General features: G+C 70.7%; 12 protein-coding genes and 1 pseudogene. 5 read left to right on the plus strand and 8 right to left on the minus strand.

All coding sequences use genetic code 11. The annotated features are described in order from the left end of the window. Positions 1-222: 222 nt before the first annotated feature. The 6 genes from DY245_RS32565 to DY245_RS32590 form a co-directional block, all read right to left on the minus strand. The gene (locus tag DY245_RS32565) at positions 223-705 is read right to left on the minus strand and encodes a S26 family signal peptidase (RefSeq protein WP_128510781.1); all 483 of its coding nucleotides are present in this window, start codon (positions 703-705) and stop codon (positions 223-225) included. After that, a complete protein-coding gene (locus tag DY245_RS32570; RefSeq protein WP_128510782.1) occupies positions 702-2,585 on the minus strand; it encodes an ABC transporter ATP-binding protein in 1,884 nt (627 codons plus the stop codon). The genes DY245_RS32565 and DY245_RS32570 overlap by 4 nt, the downstream gene beginning before the upstream one ends. Then, entirely contained in the window at positions 2,582-3,142 is a 561-nt protein-coding gene (locus tag DY245_RS32575; protein WP_128510783.1) for a TlpA family protein disulfide reductase, read from the minus strand. The genes DY245_RS32570 and DY245_RS32575 overlap by 4 nt, the downstream gene beginning before the upstream one ends. A gap of 58 nt (positions 3,143-3,200) precedes the next feature. Continuing rightward, a complete protein-coding gene (locus DY245_RS32580) occupies positions 3,201-3,761 on the minus strand; it encodes a MauE/DoxX family redox-associated membrane protein (RefSeq protein WP_128510784.1) in 561 nt (186 codons plus the stop codon). A gap of 375 nt (positions 3,762-4,136) precedes the next feature. After that, positions 4,137-6,983, minus strand: a complete 2,847-nt coding sequence (locus DY245_RS32585; protein ID WP_128510785.1) for an AfsR/SARP family transcriptional regulator — start codon at positions 6,981-6,983, stop codon at positions 4,137-4,139. A 220-nt stretch (positions 6,984-7,203) separates the two neighbouring features. Further along, positions 7,204-9,153, minus strand: a complete 1,950-nt coding sequence (locus tag DY245_RS32590) for an APC family permease (RefSeq protein WP_128510786.1) — start codon at positions 9,151-9,153, stop codon at positions 7,204-7,206. 467 nt (positions 9,154-9,620) lie between these two features. On the opposite strand from DY245_RS32590, the gene DY245_RS32595 reads away from it, so the two are divergent. From DY245_RS32595 to DY245_RS32615, 5 genes and pseudogenes are all read left to right on the plus strand, one after another. Next, complete coding sequence (locus DY245_RS32595) at positions 9,621-12,089, plus strand: sensor histidine kinase (protein ID WP_244943414.1); 2,469 nt, start codon at positions 9,621-9,623, stop codon at positions 12,087-12,089. A 512-nt stretch (positions 12,090-12,601) separates the two neighbouring features. Then, positions 12,602-12,751: pseudogene (locus tag DY245_RS32600) on the plus strand (SDR family NAD(P)-dependent oxidoreductase); the annotation flags it as partial. A gap of 120 nt (positions 12,752-12,871) precedes the next feature. Next, complete coding sequence (locus DY245_RS48660; RefSeq protein WP_483409830.1) at positions 12,872-12,949, plus strand: hypothetical protein; 78 nt, start codon at positions 12,872-12,874, stop codon at positions 12,947-12,949. An 871-nt stretch (positions 12,950-13,820) separates the two neighbouring features. Further along, a complete protein-coding gene (locus DY245_RS32610) occupies positions 13,821-14,189 on the plus strand; it encodes a hypothetical protein (protein WP_128510788.1) in 369 nt (122 codons plus the stop codon). A 107-nt stretch (positions 14,190-14,296) separates the two neighbouring features. Continuing rightward, the gene (locus tag DY245_RS32615) at positions 14,297-15,865 is read left to right on the plus strand and encodes a Na+/H+ antiporter (protein ID WP_128510789.1); all 1,569 of its coding nucleotides are present in this window, start codon (positions 14,297-14,299) and stop codon (positions 15,863-15,865) included. Between the two features lie 135 nt (positions 15,866-16,000). Here DY245_RS32615 and DY245_RS32620 read toward each other — a convergent pair whose 3' ends face one another. Further along, positions 16,001-16,120, minus strand: a complete 120-nt coding sequence (locus tag DY245_RS32620; RefSeq protein ID WP_220377977.1) for a K(+)-transporting ATPase subunit F — start codon at positions 16,118-16,120, stop codon at positions 16,001-16,003. Between the two features lie 504 nt (positions 16,121-16,624). Beyond that, on the minus strand, positions 16,625-17,983 hold the full coding sequence (locus DY245_RS32625) for an FG-GAP-like repeat-containing protein (RefSeq protein ID WP_128510790.1): 1,359 nt from the start codon (positions 17,981-17,983) through the stop codon (positions 16,625-16,627). Between the last annotated feature and the right edge of the window lie 397 nt (positions 17,984-18,380).

Genomic DNA, 18,380 nt, shown 5'->3' on the forward strand with positions numbered 1-18,380 from the left:
CCGAAGCGCTTGGCCAACGCGCCAGGAAACTGCGCCTGTTTGACGAGCTGGCAGGCGAGTGAAGCGGAGTTCGTAATTCCGTCCGCATTTCAGAAGCGGGAGAAATCGAAGTTCCGCGTTCGTGCACGACCAGGCAAGGGGCAAATTCCGCTCCTCCGGGCCACAGCAGGGCACCAGCCGCGCGGCGGCCGGGAGGTGCCGGCGCGCGGGGCGGCACCCCGGTCAGCCAGGAAGGGAGCGCCACACCGTTCCCACGACACACGCGGTCGCGAAGTAGCCCCTGTGGCGCGAGTCGAAGCTGGCCTCCGGATTGTCCCCGAGCAGGACGAGCTTTCCCGGGGGGACGTAACGCTCCGGAACACCGGCCAGCGCGGGCACCCGGTCGCGGGGCACGCGGTCCCCGGGCACCGCGGCCACGCGTTTGATCAGTAACGCCGGACTCGGGACCGCGCGGGCTGCGGCCGCGGGTACCGGAGCGGTGGTCGGGCCGGTATCCGGAAGGTCCGTCACCACGACCACCTGCCCCGGTGCGGGCAGGCGTCCGCGCCGTACGAGGACACGGTCGCCCTCCCGGTAGGCCGGTTCCATGCTCGCACCGCGTACGGTGACCGCGACCAGGTGCCGCCCCAGCGCGAAGACGGTCAGGACAAGGCCGACCGCCAGCGCCGGTACGCCCCCCGCCAGGGCCCATGACGCCGTCCTCATGGCGCTGCCGCACCGGGCTGCACGCCCACCGGCGCGGTGTCCGTCAGATAGCCGGTCGCCTGCAGGGTGAACAGGCGGGCGTACTCGCCGTCCAGCGCCATCAGCGCGTCATGGCCGCCCTGTTCGGCGACGAGGCCGTCCTTGAGCACGACGATCCGGTCTGCGTCACGTACCGCGCTGAGCCGGTGGGAAATCAGCAGACTGGTCCGGTTGCCCCGGTGACCGCGCAAGGCGGCATGGATCTCGTACTCGGCCGCGGCGTCGAGCCCGGCCGAGGGCTCGTCCAGGATCATCAGGTCCCGCTGCTCACGCAGGAACGCGCGGGCCAGCGCCAGCCGCTGCCACTGTCCGCCCGAGAGCATCACCCCGCTCTGCGCCTCGTCCCCCTCGGCCTGCGTGAAGAAGATCCGCGACAGGAGGGTGCGGTAGCCGTCCGGCAGACTTGCCAGTTTCTCGTGGATGCCGGCCCGCTCGGCGGCGGTGCGGAGCCGCTCGTCGTGGTGGAGCGCGTCCAGATCGCCGAGGGCGATGTTCTCCGCCGCCGTCATGTCGTAGTGCATGTAGTCCTGGAACACCACGCCGAGGCGTTGACGGTACGCAGCGACGTCCGCCTCGCGCAGGTCCACCCCGTCCCACAGGATCGCTCCGCTGGTGGGGTCGTAGAACCGGCACAACAGCTTCACCAGAGTGGACTTCCCGGCTCCGTTGAGCCCGACGAGCGCCAGCGCCGTGCCGTGGGGGATGCGCAGGCTGACACCGCGGAGGATCCACGGGTGCGCGTCGGAGTATCGGAACCACACGTCGCGCAGTTCGATTCCGCCGCTCAGGGCGGGGAGGGGCCGTGGCGCCGACGCCAAGGGCAGATCGGGCCCGGCCGTGGTCACCTCCAGGTAGTGGTCGAGCATCAGCAGCGCCTGGTGTGTACGGGCGACCTCCACCGCGAGCGTGGCGAGCGCGCTCTGTACACCGGCCACCGCGGCCACGAACATGGTGACGTCACCGGCCGACAGAGCTCCGGACTGTGCCGTGCGCACCGCCCACAAGAGCCCGCAGCCGGAGACCAGCGCGGCCAGCAGCCCGAGCCCTGCCTGGGCGCGGACCTCCCGCCGGTCCACCGCTCGCTTGGCGGCGTCGGACGTGCGCCGCTCGGCCAGCATCCGCCCGCGCAGAAAGCCCCCGATGCCGAACAGCCGCACCTCCTTGGCGGCTTCCATGCTGGACAGCAGATCGTTGTAGAACAGCTCCCGCCGCTCGGCGGGGCCGATGTCCCACACCATCCGCGCCCGCCGTCGTGACAGCGCGATCTCCGCGAGCAGCACCGGCACTCCGGCCACCAGCACCAGCCCGGTCAGCACGGGGCTGAGCAGGAGCAGCGACCCGATGAATCCGGTGAGGGTGACGCCGGCCCGGACGATGCCCAGTGCTCCGGAGACGGTTTCGTTGGGGGTGCTTCCGGCGGTCTGCTGGGCCAGCCGCAGGCGGTCCAGGAAGCGGGGGTTCTCGAACCGTTCCAGTCCGACGAACCCGTCCACGGCGGTGAACAGCCGGTCCTGCATGAGCAGTCCCACCCGGCGGTCCAGCTCCGACCGCAGATACTGGCTGACCTGCGGCGCCGCCCCGGCCACGACGCCCACCGCGGCGAGGCAGAACCCCAGCCCGGTCAGCGTCCCGAGCGAGGCACCGGCGACCAGGTGGTCCAGCACCAGCTTGGTCAGCAGGGCCGTGGCGACCGGCAGCGCGCCGGTCGCCAGCGTCAGCAGCACAAAGGACACGAGGGTTCCGGGAGCGGCTCCGGCCGCGAGCGACCACGCCGTGGCGACCCGGGCCCCCAGGCCCCGGGTCGCCCTGCGTCCGCGTGGCGTGACGTCCGTGTCGCTCATCGCGCCGCGGTGACCGGTCGGTCCAGGTCGACGCGGTTCGCGGTGACCTGGATCCTGCCGTGGCCGTCCGGGGCCACCCGCAGCAGCGTCGGGAACGATCTCGCCCGGAACGCGGCGCTCAGCGGTTCGTCGGGCGCCTCCTCGACGACCACGCGGGCAACCGGGGACAGCTCGGCCACGAACGCGGCGGCCTCGGCGGGGTCGCCGACCACGGCAACCACCACCTGCTCGCGCCCGCCGGGCAGGGTCCGCGCGTAGTCCACGAACTTCGGCATCTTCTCCTTGCACGGCTGACAACCGGGCGAGAAGAACGCCACCAGTGTGTCCGCGGCCAGCATTTCGTGGGTCAGCGGTTCGCCGTCCACCGTGGACGTGGCGAACTCCCCCACTTCCTCACCCACGGCCATGTCGAGCGTATCGAACCGACTGCCCGGACCACTCACCCCGGACAGCAACTCGGAGTGTTCCCGCAGGCGCTTGATCACCCCCAGTGTGAGTACCAGGTCCAGCATGCACAGCGCTCCGACGAACACCACTGCCGCCATCAGGAAAGACATTCCCCAACTCCTCTTGATCCGTACGGCCCTTGCGGTGACGGGCCGGGCCTTGATCCGGTCAGTCGTGCGCGTGTTCCGGCCGGGCCGGCACCGACGGGCGGAACAGCGCTGCGACGTCTTCGAGCCTGGTCACCAGCGCCCCGACGACGGCACCGCCCGCCACCGCCACCGCCCAGTACGCCGGTGCGGTCCCGCCCGCACTGCCGCTGCTCAGCACTCCCCCCGCCGCGATCAGCGTCAGCACACCGTTGCGCAGCACGTGAAGCCGGCCCATCGGGGCGCCGGAGGCCCCGAAACAGCGGCACACCACACGCACTCTTCTGATGACCGTGAGCGTCGCGCCCGCGGTGAACGCCAGCAGGAGGCCGGCGGCGAGGGCGCACCCCACGACGCCCGCGGGCGCTGCCAACGGGCTTGCCAGCAGCAGCAGGAGCACCGCCACCTCGCCCCCCGCCACGAGCACGGCGCATACGCGCACCCAGCCGGCCGGCAGCACGTCCATGGCTGTCAGCGACTGCGCGAACCGGGAGAACGCGGCCCGGCTGCGGATCTTGCTCAGCGCCGCCACCCCGAAGACGGCGGCAAGGCAGGACGCGCAAGCTACGGCAAAAATTTCCACGGTACGGGTACCCCTCCGTGCGCCGGAGCCGGCCGGGCGGCACCGCAGTGCGCGACCCGGCCGGACAACGGCGATCTGTGAGAGCTGCGCCGTCAGAAACAGCCGCAGCGGATGAACGTATTCGTGCACTGGTCCTTCACCCACGTGTGGTTCCACCGCGCGCAGCCGGAACCCGGCCCGCCGGTGACGCACACGTAGCAGCCGGCCGCGGATGCCTCGGCCTTGGGCACGAACCGTTCGAGGAGCCTGCTCCCCATTGCCTCAATCTTCCGGTACACGTCCATACTCCCTACTCGTTGCCGGGCGCCGAATTGGCACCCCGAACGATGCTCGGGCGGCCTTGGACAAACCTTGTCCATCTCTTGAATGAGCTGGTCAGGAGGGCCTTTGGAGTTTGGCGCGCAGCCGGTCGAGGTCCGTGTCGTTGTGTCCTATGGCGTGCAGGAGGTCCGCTGCCCGCTGCCAGGCTTCGCGGGCCGCCGCGGTGTCACCGCCGGCTTCGTGGGTATCGCCGAGATGTTCGAGCGCCTCGGCCTGGTTGTACTGGTGGCCGAGTTCCTCGTTCAGGTGCAGGCTGCGCAGGAAGCAGTCGGCGGCCTGCCGGTGGTCGCCCAGGTGCTGGAGTGCGTATCCGAGGCTGTCCCAGGTGTTCGCCTCGCCACGGCGGTCGCCGAGATGCTGCTGGAGGGCGAGCGCCTGTCGGCAGAAGTCGGCCGCTTCCTCGTACTTGCCGAGCTGCGCGTGGTCCCAGCCGGCGGCGTTGAGGGCCCTGGCCCGGCCGGTCTCGTGGTCCGCGGCGTCGAAGCGGTCGAGTGCGAGCAGATCGTGTTCCAGGGCCCGGTGCTGATCGCCCCGACGCTCCCACAGCCAGCCGACGTTGAGATGGGTGTGAGCCTCCCCGACCACGTCTCCGAGTGCCTGGTACAGGGCGAGGGCCTGTTTCAGGTGGGCGTGCGCGGCGTCGAACTGACTGGTTTCGCAGCAGGTGTTGCCCAGTTCGCGGTGAACGCGTGCCTGGTACTCGCGGTCTGCGAGGGCGTTCGCCGCTTCCAGCCCGGCGTACTGCGTCGTGGTGAGGTCGTCCCAGAGGCCCCGTCGCCCCAGGAACGTGGTGAGGACGGAGGCCAGTTGCCAGGTCTGGGCGTGCAGTTCGGCGTGGAGGGCGTGTTCCACGAGGGAGGTCAGCACGGCGCGTTCACTGGAGAACCACGCCAGGGCGGCCCGGTGGTCGGCCGGCTGGACGGGCGCCGCGCCCGGCAGGCTCGGCGTCAGAGGAATCGGCTCCCCGTGAGGGGACAGGAGCCGGTCGGCGGCGTGGGCGGTGTGCAGATAGTGGTCGACCAGGCGCTCGAACGCGCGGCGGCTCGTCGGGTCCGACGCGGCCAGTTCCGCGGCGTAGGCGCTCAGCAGGTCGTGCATCGTGTAGCGGCCCGGTCTGTGGGCGGTCACCAGGTGCGAGCGGACAAGTTCGGTCAGGGCCCGGCTGACCTGGCGGGGCTCGGACCCGGCCAGGGCGGCTGCCGCCTCCAGGCCGATGTCGGGGCCCGCGTGCAGGCCGAGCAGGGGGAAGAGCCGCTGTGCGGGTTCACTGAGCGCGCCGTAGGACGAGGCGAAGACGGCCCGCAGGTCGGCGGAGTCGTCTCCCGCGTCGAGGGTGTCGAGGGTGCCGCCCGCCCCGTGCAGATCGCGTATGAGCACCTGGAGCGGGAACGTCGGGTGGGCGGCGGCCCGGGCGGCGATGATGCTGATGGCCAGCGGCAGCCCGCCGCACAGCTGGAGAAGGCCGGCGGCCGCGGCGGGTTCCTCCCGCACCCGCTTCCGGCCGAGACGACGGGTGAGCAGCGACGCGGCGTCGGCGGCGGACAGCGGGCCGAGCGTGAGCAGGCGGGCGCCGTGCGCGGTGACCAGGCCGGCCAGTTGGTGGCGACTGGTGACAATGACGACGCATGTGGGGCTGCCGGGTAGCAGGGGCATGACCTGTTCGGCGTCGCGTGCGTTGTCCAGGATCACGAGGATGCGGCGTCCCTGGATCAGGCTGCGATAGAGCCCCACCTGGGCGTTCAGTCCGGTGGGAACGGATCCCTCGGGCGCGCCCAGGCTGTCGAGCAGCTCGCGCAGCGCCGAGGCGGCGGTCGTCGGCGACCCCGAGGGTTCGAAGCCGCGCAGATTCAGGTAGAGCTGTCCGTCGGGGAACCGGTCCAGCCGCTGATGCGCCCAGTGCAGGGCGAGGCAGGTCTTGCCGATCCCGCCGGATCCGCCGATGCACGCGATCGCCACCGTACCGCCGCGGCAGGACGGCGGTTCCAGGAGCCGGTCGAGCTCCGCCATGGCGCGCCCCCTACCGGTGAACACGGGAGGGGGCGGCGGTAATTGACGCGGCACCGGGAACGGGCGGGCCGCGGGGGCCGCCGGCGATCCGTCGGCGCTGTCACCGGAACCGGAGCCGGCGGTGGGGTGCCCGAGGGGCCCGGCCGGTCTGTCGGCGTCCAGGTTCGGCGCGCCCACGAGGATGTCCTGGTGCAGTTGCTGGAGCGAGGGGCCCGGGGCGAGGCCGAGCTCCGATTCCAGGAGCCGCCTGATGCCCCGGTAGATCTCCAGCGCTTGCGGGGTGCGGCCCTGCCGGTGCAGGGCGAGCATCAGTTGTGCGGCGATCCGCTCGTCAAGGGAGTGCGCCTGGGCCCGAAGGCGAAGGGGGGCCAGGAGCTCGGATTCCCGGCCCTGCCGCAGCAGCAGGTCGTTGAGGTCCAGTTCGGCGCCCAGGCGCTCCCCTTCGAGGGTGTCGCGCAGCGCGTTGAACCACGGGGTGTCCGGTTCGGTCGGCGCGTCGCTGGGCCACAGCCGCAGCGCCTCGGTGAGCAGCCGTGCGGCGCAGGTCTCGTCCCCGGCGGAACGGGCCCGTGCGACCAGGTCGCGGAAGCGGTGCAGGTCCACCGTCCGAGGATCCACCTCGCACACATAGCCGTTCGGGTGGCGGCTGATCGACACCCCGAGTTCCTCGATGACGCGACGCAGCCGTGACACATAGCTGTAGAGCGTCGTCGCGGCACGCTGCGGCGGGCATTCGCCCCACAGCCGGTCGATCAACCGCTCGACGGAGACAGGGCGGTTCGCGTCAACGAGGAGAGCCGCGAGCACCTGGCGCTGGCGCAGGTGCCCCAGATCCACCTCCCGACCGTCCACCTGCGCACCGATCGTGTGGAGCAAGCAGATCTCGACGGCCACCCTGCACCCCTTCCCCCTGTGCGCCAGTCTTCGGGGAACCAGCACGGGAATCAAGGGATATCCGGGACATTTTCCCGTCCGCCCTCGTCCGTGAGACCAGCGCACCGGTGCAGGCCGGATGCGGCAATCAGCGCCTCCAAGAGCGGTCAGTGCAGTAATCGTCGTAGCTCAGGGTGGAGTTCATGCCGTCACGGTAGAGGCCGCCACCGACGATGAGCCGTCACCACGTGCGGTGGGCCGTCTCCAGGCGGAAGCGCAGCCGGCAGATGACCGCGTCCGTGTCCCGTCGGACCGCGTGGGCGACGACCGCGCCGCGCTGGTTCTGGAGCAGCCGCTGCCAGAGGTGGGCGGGTTCGGCCTCCGGGATGAGGACGGTGATGCGGGTGGCGGGGTGGCGAGCGGTCAGAGCGGTGACGTACGCGGCGATCGGGCGCCCTATGGAGCGGGTGGCCGAAGGCAGTTCGAGGAGTTCCACGCCGGGGTTCCACAGTTCCCAGTCACGGCGCAGGGCCTCGGCGGCCGCGCGGTCCTCGGGAGCGCCGTACGTCACGGTGACCGCCACCACCTCGTTGCCCAGGGACACCGCCGCGTTCAGGGCCTCGCAGGTCAGCTGGGAGAGATGGGACACGGGCACGATGACGAGGGAGCGGGCGCGGCGCGGGGGTTCGGGGATGCGGCCCAGCCCCAGGCGCTCGCCGATCCGGGCGTACGCGCGGTGCACGGCCTCGAAGGCGAGGACGAGGAGCGGCAGGGCGATGACGATGAGCCAGGCACCCTCGGTGAACTTCGTCGCCGTCACGACGACGGCCGCGACACCGGTGAGCAGGGCGCCGAACCCGTTCAGCAGCATCCTGCCACGCCGGCCCGGGGAGCGATCGAGGTGCCAGTGGCGGACCATGCCGATCTGGCAGATGGTGAAGCCGACGAAGACGCCGATGGCGAAGAGCGGGACGAGGGTGTTGACGTCACCGCCGGAGAAGACGAGGAGCAGGGCGGCAACAGCGGCGAGGGCGAGCACGCCGTGCCGGTGGACCTGGCGGTCCGCCTTCAACCCGAAGACGTGCGGAAGGTAGTTGTCCCGGGCGAGCAGGCCCATCAGGACGGGCAGACCGCCGAAGGAGGTGTTGGCGGCGAGGGCCAGCAGCACCATGGTGGCGAACTGCACCACGTAGAAGGCCCAGTTGTGGCCGAGTGAGGCGTCCGCGAGCTGGGCGAGGACGGTGACGCCCTCGACCGGCTGGAGGTGGAAACGGCCGATGAGGACGGACAGACCGATCAGCATCACGCCGAGCAAGGCGCCGAGCGCGACTTCGGTGCGCTGGGCGCGCTTGGCGGCCGGGGCCCGGAAGGACGGCACCGCGTTGGCGACCGCTTCGACACCGGTCAGCGCCGAGCAGCCGGACGCGAACGCCTTGAGCAGGAGCAGGGCGCCGACAGACGTGGCGTTGTGGGCGAGCGCGGAGGCATGGCCGTCGGCGGTGACGGTGGAGGCCGGGGCGTCCCGGAAGAGGCCGACGACGACCATCGTCAGGATGGCGCCGATGAAGACCGCGGTGGGCACGAGGAACGCCTTCGCGGAGTCGACGATGCCACGCAGATTGACGGCCGTGATGAGGAGCAGGACCGCCAGGCAGATGGCCACCCGGTCGTCGTAGAGGGCGGGGAACGCCGAGGTCAGAGCCGCTACGCCGGCCGTCACCGAGACGGCGACATTGAGCACGTAGTCGAGGATGAGGGAGGCGGCGGCGACCAGGGCGGTGCGGCGGCCGAGATGGGTCTTGGCAACCGCGTACGAGCCGCCGCCATGGGGGAACGCGGCGATCACATGGCGGTACGAGGCGACCAGTACGGCGAGCAGCGCGGCGATGGCCAGCGTGACCGGGAGCGTGAAGCCGAGGCCGTAGCCGCCCGCCGCGGCCAGGACCAGCACGATCGACTCGGGGCCGTAGGCGACGGACGCCATGGCGTCGAGGGAGAGGGCGGCCAGACCCTGGAGGGCGGTGAGCCGGTGGCGGGCGTCCGGCTCGGGGGCACCGGCGCTCGCGGGGCCGTTGGCCGGGGCGCCGGAGGCGGCTTCGCCGGAGCCGCTGCCCGGCCGGGTGGTGAGGGCGCCGGTGGCGGTATCCGGCGGTTCCTCGGGCCGGCCATCGGGCTGGGACACCATCGACATCGTTCGTCGTACCTCCGTGCGGCACTGTGCTGGACCAGCCCAGCGTGCGCGACGCGACGGCCGCCGGCCGCGGGCCTTGGCGGGCCTTTGGCGGGGGAAGGGGTGTTCTTCACGAGTTCTTGACGGGGACGGGTTCCTGACGGGGGGCCTTGCCGTACTGCGCCTGCGTGCGTTTCTGCGTCCGTCCCTGCGTACGTCGCTTCCTGGAGTTCCTGGGTCAGGAAAGCGTCAACATCGTCGGGCTCAACCACGATCTTGCCGGGCCGATGTGACCATGGAACCCCACCTATGCCGCTCGGCACCCGAGGTCCCCCTCGCAGCACCAGGCGTCGTGGGGCTGTGCAGGACCGGCGAGGGAGGGGCTTTCGGTGGCGCCGAGGGTTGTCGCAGCCGATACGCCAGGCGTACGGCCAGGAAAGCTCAAGGTGTTCCTCGGGGCAGCACCGGGGGTCGGCAAGACCTACCGGATGCTGGACGAGGGGCGGCGCCGTGCCCGTCGCGGCACGGATGTGGTGGTGGCGTACGCCGAGTGCCATGCCCGGCCGCACACCGAGGAGAAGCTCGAAGGGCTGGAGATACTGCCCCGGACGTACCGCGAGTACCGGGGAAGCACCTTCAGCGAGATGGATCTCGACCGCGTCCTCGACCGCCACCCCGAGGTCGCACTCGTCGACGAGCTGCCCCACACCAACGTTCCCGGCGGCCGCAACGCCAAGCGGTGGCAGGACATCGAAGAGCTGCTAGCCGCGGGGATCGACGTCGTGACCACCGTCAACGTCCAGCATCTTGAGTCGCTCAACGACGTCGTGGAGAAGATCACCGGCGTGCCGCAGCGGGAGACCGTTCCCGACGAAATCGTCCGCCGCGCCCACCAGATCGAACTGGTCGACATGCCCGCCGAGGCGCTGCGCCGACGCATGGCCCACGGCAACGTCTATAAACCCGAGAAGGTCGATGCCGCGCTCGCGCACTACTTCCGCGTCGGCAACCTGACGGCCCTGCGGGAACTCGCGCTCCTGTGGGTCGCCGGACGGGTGGACGAAACCCTGCAGAAGTACCGGTCCGAGCACGGCATCGGCACGGTCTGGGAGACCCGCGAACGCGTCGTGGTGGCGCTCACCGGCGGCCCGGAGGGCGAAACGCTGATCCGCCGGGCCGAACGGATCGCCGACCGCCCCCGAGCTCTCAACTCTGTTCAAGCAGGGGGGACCCCCCTCTCCGGCGGCGATCTGCTGGCCGTGCATGTCGCCCGCAGTGACGGCCTTGCCGACGCCTCCCCCGCCGCGCTGGCGAAACAACGCGAACTGGTCGAGAGTCTTGGCGGCAGCTACCACTCCGTCGTCGGCGACCATGTGCCCACCGCGCTGCTGGACTTCGCACGCGCCGAGAACGCCACCCAGCTCGTCCTGGGCACCAGCCGCCGCAGCTGGCTGTCCCGTCTGCTGGCGCCGCGCGGTATCGGCGAGGACACGGTCGAGCTCTCCGGCGACATCGACGTCCACATGGTCACCCACGAACGAGCCGGCCGAGGACGCCGATTGCCCGTACCCGGCCGACAGCTGCCGCACGCGCGCCGCGTCGCGGGACCCGTGGCCGGCCTCGTCCTCCCCCTCCTGCTGACCGTCGTCCTCGCCAACACCCGCGGCACGCTCAACCTGACCAGCGAGGCGCTGCTCTTCCTGGTCACCGTCATCGGCGTGGCCTGCCTCGGCGGCGTGGTCTCCGCACTGCTCGCCTCGCTCACCGCCTCCCTCCTGCTGAACTACTACTTCATCCCGCCGAGCGGCCAATTCACCATCACCGAGCCCAACAACGCGCTCGCCCTTGCCGTCTTCGTGGTGGTCGCCGTCACGGTCGCCGCCATCGTCGACCGCTCGCTGCGACTGGCACGTCGCGCGGCGAGCGCCACCGCGGAGGCGGAGACCCTCTCCTCCATGGCCGGGAACATCCTGCGCGGTGACCAAGCGGTATCGATGCTTCTGGAGCACACCCGTGAGACCTTCGGCATGGAGTCGGCCGAACTCGTCCCGCGTTCGGACCAGGAGACCGAAGCGGTTGACGGCTCCGACGGACTCGTGAAGGTGCCGGCCGGGCCGGACCGCGTGCTCGTCCTACGAGGCCGCCGCCTTCCTGCGTCCGAACACCGGGTGCTGACCGCCTTCGCGGCGCACCTCGCCGCTGCACTGGACCACGCCCGCCTCACGGAGGCCGCGGCCGAGGTGGAACCCGTGAAGGCGGCGGACCGGATGCGTACGGCGCTGCTCGCCGCGGTCAGCCACGACCTGCGCACGCCACTGGCCGGCGGGCGCGCCGCCATCAGCTCGCTGCGCAGCACGGACGTGGACTTCTCCGCAGAGGAACGAGACGAGCTGCTGGCGACGGCCGACGAGTCGCTCGCCAAGCTCAACCGCCTGGTGGACAACCTCCTCGACATGAGCCGTCTCCGGGCCGGCGCCCTGACCTTGCACCTTCAGCCCACGGCGTTCGCGGACGTCCTCCCCCTGGCACTCGACACCCTCTCCGCGACGTCGGTGCCGATCGAGACCCAGGGGCTGGCGGAGAGCTGCGACGTGCTCGCGGATCCGCCGCTGCTGGAGCGCGTCATCGCCAACCTGGTGATCAACGCCGTACGGCACTCTCCCGAACACCAGCGGGTGCTGATCAGCGCCAGCGCCCTCGGCTCGCGAGTCGAGCTGAGGGTCATCGACCGGGGACCGGGCCTGCGTCCGGAGGACCGGGACCGGATCTTCGTCCCCTTCCAGCGCCTGGGCGACAACGACAACACCACCGGCCTGGGACTCGGGCTCGCGCTCTCCCGGGGCCTGGCCGAGGCAATGGGCGGCACCCTCACCCCCGAGGACACGCCCGGAGGCGGGCTGACCATGGTCCTCTCCTTGCGGGCCGCTGCCGCGGAGGAGCCCGCTGGGCTCACGTAGACCGGGCGGGCGTGGTCATGACCGGGAACGCCTGGGTCTGGTGCGCGCGTTCATCGCCGGGGGCGTCTTGGTCATGCTGCTCTCACTGACCCTGCCGGCTGTTGCGGTGGCGAGCCGATGAGCAAGGACCCTCCACGCCCGGACCATCGCGTCAACCGATCCACGCCTGCCCTCGTCGCAACGGCAGCTCATCAGGGGTACGTCAAGAGCGGCGCGGTTCTCTTGAAGCCGCGTGCGGCGCGGCATTTGATGGGTGATGTGAACAACGCCTGGCTCCTTCTCGACCGTCCGCCGTCATGGCGAAGCCGTGCCATGTCACGGTCGGCGGCTCCGTGTCGTGCGCCGCGCTGCCCGGAGACGTCCGCCTCCCACTGAGACGTTTCCTGCATCCCTACGGGGCGCCGCGACCTGATCGCGGCGCCCTCTTTCTTGTACCCGCACGCCTCAGCCCTCGACGGGCCCGCTTGGTGTGCCCATCCCCCATCCCTTTGTCGCTCTTCCCGGAATGGATCATGTCCGTCTTCGACCTTTCCTCCCGTACCGTCCTGGTCACCGGCGCCACCTCCGGCATCGGCTTCGAGACCGCCCGCCAGCTCGCCGAGCGCGGCGCCACGGTCCTCGTGCACGGCCGCACCGCCGAGGACGCACAGGCCGCCACCGAGGACCGCACCGTCAAGCGCCTCACCAAACTCGCCGACCAGCTGGTCGGCCACCACGCCTGAAGAACCCCATCGCCTGAAGCAGGACAAGCAACCTCCCGAGACCGAAAGGCCCGTACGCCCGTGTCCAAGCGCGCCCGCAAGAAGAAGGCCCGCTGCAAGAGAAAGGCCAACCACGGCAGCAAGGCCGGACAGAGCTGAATCAGCACGCGCCGGGGTGGCCCTACCCGGGCTACCCCGTGACCGCCACAAGGAGCCTCCGTGATCGAACTGTCCCCCGACCAACTCCCCGCCCTCTCCCGCTGGTTCGCGGCCGCTCCCCCAGCGGCAACAGCGCTGGCCGAACATGCCCTGGTCTCGGGAGCCGGTCGCTGGTGGGCCGACCGCGCCATCGACCCTCGTGCCATAGCCGTGGCCTGCGCCGATCACCTACTGCTCCGCGGCGAACCAACTGCGCTGGCTCCGACCGCGCTCGCCGCTTTCGCCGCGCACTACGTGCAGGCCCCTGCCCGCTTCCTGCCCCTGCTCGGCAGCGCCTTCGATCTGCTCGTGCCCTGGGAGCGCATGGCGTACGTCCGCCGCGTCCCCGCCGTGTCGCCTCCACGCCCGCCCCGCGGTGTGACGGTGCGTCGGCTGACACCCGAGGACGCTCCGGCGCTCGCCGCGCTGGACACTGAAGCGGCCTGGATTCACGCCAGTTGGGGCGGCCCGTCAGGTCTTGCCGCGTCCGGACACGGCTGGGCAGCCTTCGAGAAGGCGCGCGTTCTCGCCGTAGCCTGTACGTACTTCCGTGGCAGCAGATACGAGGACGTCGCCTGCGTGACCGTTCCCGATCACCGCCGCCAGCGCCTCGCCCTGGCCTGGCCTGCGTCACCGCCCTGTGCCAGGACATCGCCGCCCGCGGCCACACCCCGACCTGGACCTGCTCCCGCGACAACCGCCCCAGCCGGCTCCTCGCCTGGACCGCCGGCTTCCGCCTGGAGCACGAGTACGTCCACTACGTCACCGGACAACCTGCGCGCCGCGTTGCCGGGCTCATCGCCTGAACACCACCCGAAAACGAGGAGCCATCATGAAGCCGCACCGCACCCCCCTCGCCTCGGTGAAGATCCTCAACGGCTCCCACGAGCTGTCCGTCCACAAACTGAAACACCGCGACGACTCCTTCACCCTCCACTACACCATCGCCCCACCCTTGCCGGACGCAGCACACGACACCCCCGTACTCCTGACCCTTGAGGCCATGGACGATATCGGCAACGAGTACTTCGACCGGGGCGGCGCCTACGGAGCCGCCGACGACGGCACGCACACCAACGGCAGCATCTCCGCACAGCCCGCCCTGGCGGCTGGGGCACATGAGATCCGCATACGGCTCACCTTCCTCCGCGAGAGCGAGGAGCACCCGTGCCACCTGAGGCTGCGCACGTCGGGCACGTAAGGACTCTGGCAGTAACCCGACAACACCCGGTAGGTTTCCTTGCGGAGTGCCGGGAAGTCTGGTCGGCGGCGGTTCAGCTATAGCCGAAGCCATCGAGAGACGAGTACGTGACCGACCTTACTGCCCTCCTCCTTCTCGTCGTGTTCGCCACTTTGGTGGCCACGGGCGCCCGCCACTGGCGCATTCCCGCCCCCTCGCTGCTCGTCGTCGGCGGCGTACTCATCGGGCTGCTGCCCTGGATTCCGGACGTCCAGGTGGCTCCCGAAGTGATCAGTGTGGTCGTGCTGCCACCGCTGCTGTACGCGTCCGCCGAGGAGATCCCGTGGCGCGAACTGCGCGTGGTGTGGCGGCCGGTGACCGTCCTCGCGTTCGGCCTGGTGCTGGCCACCGCAGCAGCCGTGGGCGCCGTGGCGTCCGCGGTCACCCCGCTCAACACCACCATGGCGTTCGTCCTGGGCGCGGTGCTGGCCAGCACCGACCCGGTCGCGGTGACAGCCCTCGGACGCAAGATCGCGCTGCCGCCCCGCATTCAGGTGCTCGTCCAGTCCGAAAGCCTCTTCAACGACGCCACCAGCCTGGTGCTCTTCAAAGTCGCGGTGGGCACCGCCATAGCCGCACATGCGGTCACCCTGCCCGCGGCCGGCGGCCAGTTCCTGGTGCTCGGCGGTGGCGGGGCGCTGGTCGGTGGTGCCGTCGCGGGTGCGGTGGCCCTGATCCGGCGGCGGACCGAGGACCCGGTCCTGGAAACGGTGATCGCCCTGGTCACACCGTACGCCGCCTACATACTCGCCGAGGACCTGCACACCTCCGGCGTCACCGCGGTCGTGGTCGCGGGGGTGGTGCTCGGCAGCACCGGCCACAAGCTCACCAACGCCACCATCCGGCTCCAGGTGCACGCCGTCTACGGCACCGTGGTCTTCCTCCTGGAGAGCGTCGTCTTCGCCCTCATCGGCCTCGAACTGCCCGCGCTCGTACGCCAGTTGACCGCGGACGAACACAGCTGGCCGCTCGGTGTGCTCGCGGTGGCCGCCACCGTGATCGCCGTACGGCTCCTCGGGGTCCTCCCCCTCTCCGCCGTCATGCAGCGCCGCCGCGGCAACGGCACGGTCACCTGGCGCATCCCCGCGGTGGTCTCCTGGGCCGGCACCCGGGGCGTGATGCCGCTGGCCGCCGCCCTGTCCATCCCCCTGACCGCCGACAACGGCAGCCCACTGCCGCACCGCCCACTGATCCTCGTCCTCACCACCGGCGTCGTCGTCTTCACCCTCGTTCTGCAGGGCTTCACCCTGGCCCCGGTCGTCCGCTGGTCCAAGATCGCACTGGAACCGGAGCACACCGCCCGCGAAGAAGCCCGCGCCCGCGCCGGCCTCGCCAAGGCCGGGCTGGACTGCCTTGACGAACTCGAAGCCGCCGAAGCCGCGCCCGCCACCCTCATCAACCAGCTACGCCGCGGCCTGCTGGCCCGCCTCGACCAGGCCGACGCCGACCAGGACGACGACACCGCCCCGTCCTCCTCGGCCTCCGCCACCGACTACCGGGAATTACGCCGCACCGTGATAGCCGCCGAAACCGCAAAACTCCAACGCCTCTACGCGGACAACCACATCAGCGACATCACCCGACGCCGACTGCAACGCAGACTGGACCTCGAAGACGCCGGACTCGGCGAGGAGTGAGACGCGTAACGCCCTGTTGCCTCGCGCAAGTCGAGTGACCTTCTGAGCGCCGCCCCGTCCCCGAGCAGGGCGGCCGGTCAAGCGCCGACAGACGCGACGATCGGACTACGGGGCTGGCCGGGCCCAAGAACGACCTCAGAACCTGTCCGGGAACTTGACCACGACCACAAGAAGCCCGACCAGCGCCGCCGCCACCAGCAACCCCACGACGCGCTCCACGCTCACGACACCACCACCGACATCATCGCTCCGCACATCCCGGACCTCCTTGATTCTCCGCGCACCCCCGACCGACTCCACCGTGTCGGGCGAAGCGATGCCATACGGACAACGAGACCGCTTCCCTAACGGAATTCGAACGGTGCAAGCACTCGACTGGAGCACGGCCGTGCCTCGGCGATCCGTTTATGGACGGTCGTCCAGGACTCGCATGCGCCTTTCGGCAAGCTTCCGCATGTCAGTCAGTCTTCGGTGACTACGACCGGACATTGACCTTGCGGCGGAGTCGCCGGAAGCCGAGAAGAACCAGCACCAAGTAAGCCCAGTGATCAAGGTTCGACATCGACCTCACATGGCCGGGACCACCGTCAACAGTGCTCACCCCACCGACCTGACCGGCCGCTGGCCGCCCCGCCCTGTGCCGCCAGTACTCCCGGCGCGGGACCGGCAGCGCCCCGTGGGCGTGCCCGGCGGGTCTTCGCGGCAGAGGAGCCCAGCCCCTCCACCGCTGTGCTGCTCAGGCACCGCCCCGCCGGGAACCTACTGGAGGAAACCGTCTACCAGATCGGCGTCGACGGAGGTGACCCCGGTGGTCGTGAGGCCCGACGCGCTGCCGGGCAGGCGGAGCGATCCGCCCGTACCGGCGACAAACAGGTCGGCGAAGCCGTCGCCGTCGGTGTCGCGCAGGCGAACCGTCGCGCCGAACGAGTCGTCGGTGTCAGGAGATCCGGGGACGCCCGGGCTGGAACGGGTGAAGAACTGGGATCCGCTTCCGGAGAGCCCGCCGGCGCGGCCGCGGAGAACGTGGACGGCGCCCGCGTACTCCTTGTCGCCGAGCTTCTCCCCGTACGCGCCGATCGCGAGGTCCGCGTAGCCGTCGTGATTGATGTCGCCCGCGGAGATCGAGGCGCCGAACGAGTCCTCCGGCTCGGGGGTACCGGCGATCCCGGCGGTGGCCTGGGTGATGCGGGTGGCAGTCGTGGGGCCCTGGGCGCCGCCACGCCAGACGGTCACGGCGCCTCTGCGCTTCGCGTCGTCGGGGTTTCCGATGGCGATGTCGCCATAGCCGTCCTTGTCGAAATCGGCGATCAGGCCGTCTCCGACGTGGGAGTCGTGCGAGTTGACGCTCAGCGCCGTGCCGGACGTGAAGTTCGCGCCGCCCTTGAGGAACCACGCATTGGCCTCGGTGCGCGACTCAGGGAAAGCCGCAACGCCGAGGATTACCAGGTCGGTTGCCCTGTCCTTGGTGACCTGGCCCGCGATCAGATGCGCGGCGCGGTGGTTGCTCCGGTCGGGGTGTGCGACCGGGCCGGATATTCCCGTACGGGAGAACGTGCCCTGGTAGACGTACGTCTCCCCGGCGTTGATCACGGCGAGTTCGGGCCTGCCGTCGCCGTTGAAGTCCCCGGCGGCCAGGTCGTCACCGAAGTAGCCGTACGGCTGCGGGGTCGCCTTGCCAGGCAGGGACGTGCCGCCGGACAGGCCCTTCTTGGACCCCCACAGGATGGTGACGGCGCCCTGGTCCTCGCGTCCGTTCACGTCCTCGCCGCGCGCGGAGACCGCGAGGTCCCCGTAGCCGTCGCGGTTGAAGTCCCCGGCGGCGCGCATCTCGCCGAAAATGTCGTCCGGTTCGTCGGCGCCCGGGACACCGGGGCTGTCCTGGTCGATGGTCTGGGAGGCAGTGCCGGGGCCGTGCGCGGTGCCGAAGACGACGTGCACGGCGCCGCCGTCGGTGGACCGGGAAGCGGACGCGTAATCGCGGTATCCGTCACCGTTGAAGTCGTCCGCGGAGGCGGCGGGGGGGGCAGCCGTCGCCGCGCCCACCGGGAGGCAGAGCAGCCCGCAGGTGAGCGAAGCGACGGTGGTCGTGGCGAGGGCGAGGCGAAGATTCTGGCGCATGGATGTGTGGGGTCTCCGATCATGTGCGGCCCGCCGGGCGGCCCGCGTAGGCCTGTCGCGGTGCTTTCCTCGGCATCCGCGGTACGGGGAAGACCACTTGAGTGGAGTGACGGTTGTACCCGAGGCCGGATTTCGGTACCCGGCACGGCCGTTGTACCGCTTGGGCCCGGCTGCGGGACGGGCCCGATTCCGGTGTGCGCGGCGCGTAACCCGTTCATCTGCGACCACTCCTCGCCCTGGTCGCTGATCTGGTCCGCCGCTGGGAAGGCTGAGCGTCGGCTGCGCTTTCCGGGCCGGCTGGCCTACGGGAACGACGGGAGGTGTAGGCGAGTTGGAGATCGCCGCGACACCGTGCCGCAGCCTTCAGGCACGCAAAATCCGGTCTCACGAGCCGTGA

The sequence above is a fragment of the Streptomyces inhibens genome (genome assembly GCF_003389455.1).
GTDB lineage: Bacteria > Actinomycetota > Actinomycetes > Streptomycetales > Streptomycetaceae > Streptomyces > Streptomyces inhibens.

Bases quoted from the DNA above. Each gene is read 5' to 3' on its own strand.
- DY245_RS32565 (WP_128510781.1), bottom strand. From the start codon at position 705: ATGAGGACGGCGTCATGGGCCCTGGCGGGGGGCGTACCGGCGCTGGCG.
- DY245_RS32570 (WP_128510782.1), bottom strand. From the start codon at position 2,585: ATGAGCGACACGGACGTCACGCCACGCGGACGCAGGGCGACCCGGGGC.
- DY245_RS32575 (WP_128510783.1), bottom strand. From the start codon at position 3,142: ATGTCTTTCCTGATGGCGGCAGTGGTGTTCGTCGGAGCGCTGTGCATG.
- DY245_RS32590 (WP_128510786.1), bottom strand. From the start codon at position 9,153: ATGTCGATGGTGTCCCAGCCCGATGGCCGGCCCGAGGAACCGCCGGAT.
- DY245_RS32595 (WP_244943414.1), top strand. From the start codon at position 9,621: ATGCTGGACGAGGGGCGGCGCCGTGCCCGTCGCGGCACGGATGTGGTG.
- DY245_RS32610 (WP_128510788.1), top strand. From the start codon at position 13,821: ATGAAGCCGCACCGCACCCCCCTCGCCTCGGTGAAGATCCTCAACGGC.
- DY245_RS32625 (WP_128510790.1), bottom strand. From the start codon at position 17,983: ATGCGCCAGAATCTTCGCCTCGCCCTCGCCACGACCACCGTCGCTTCG.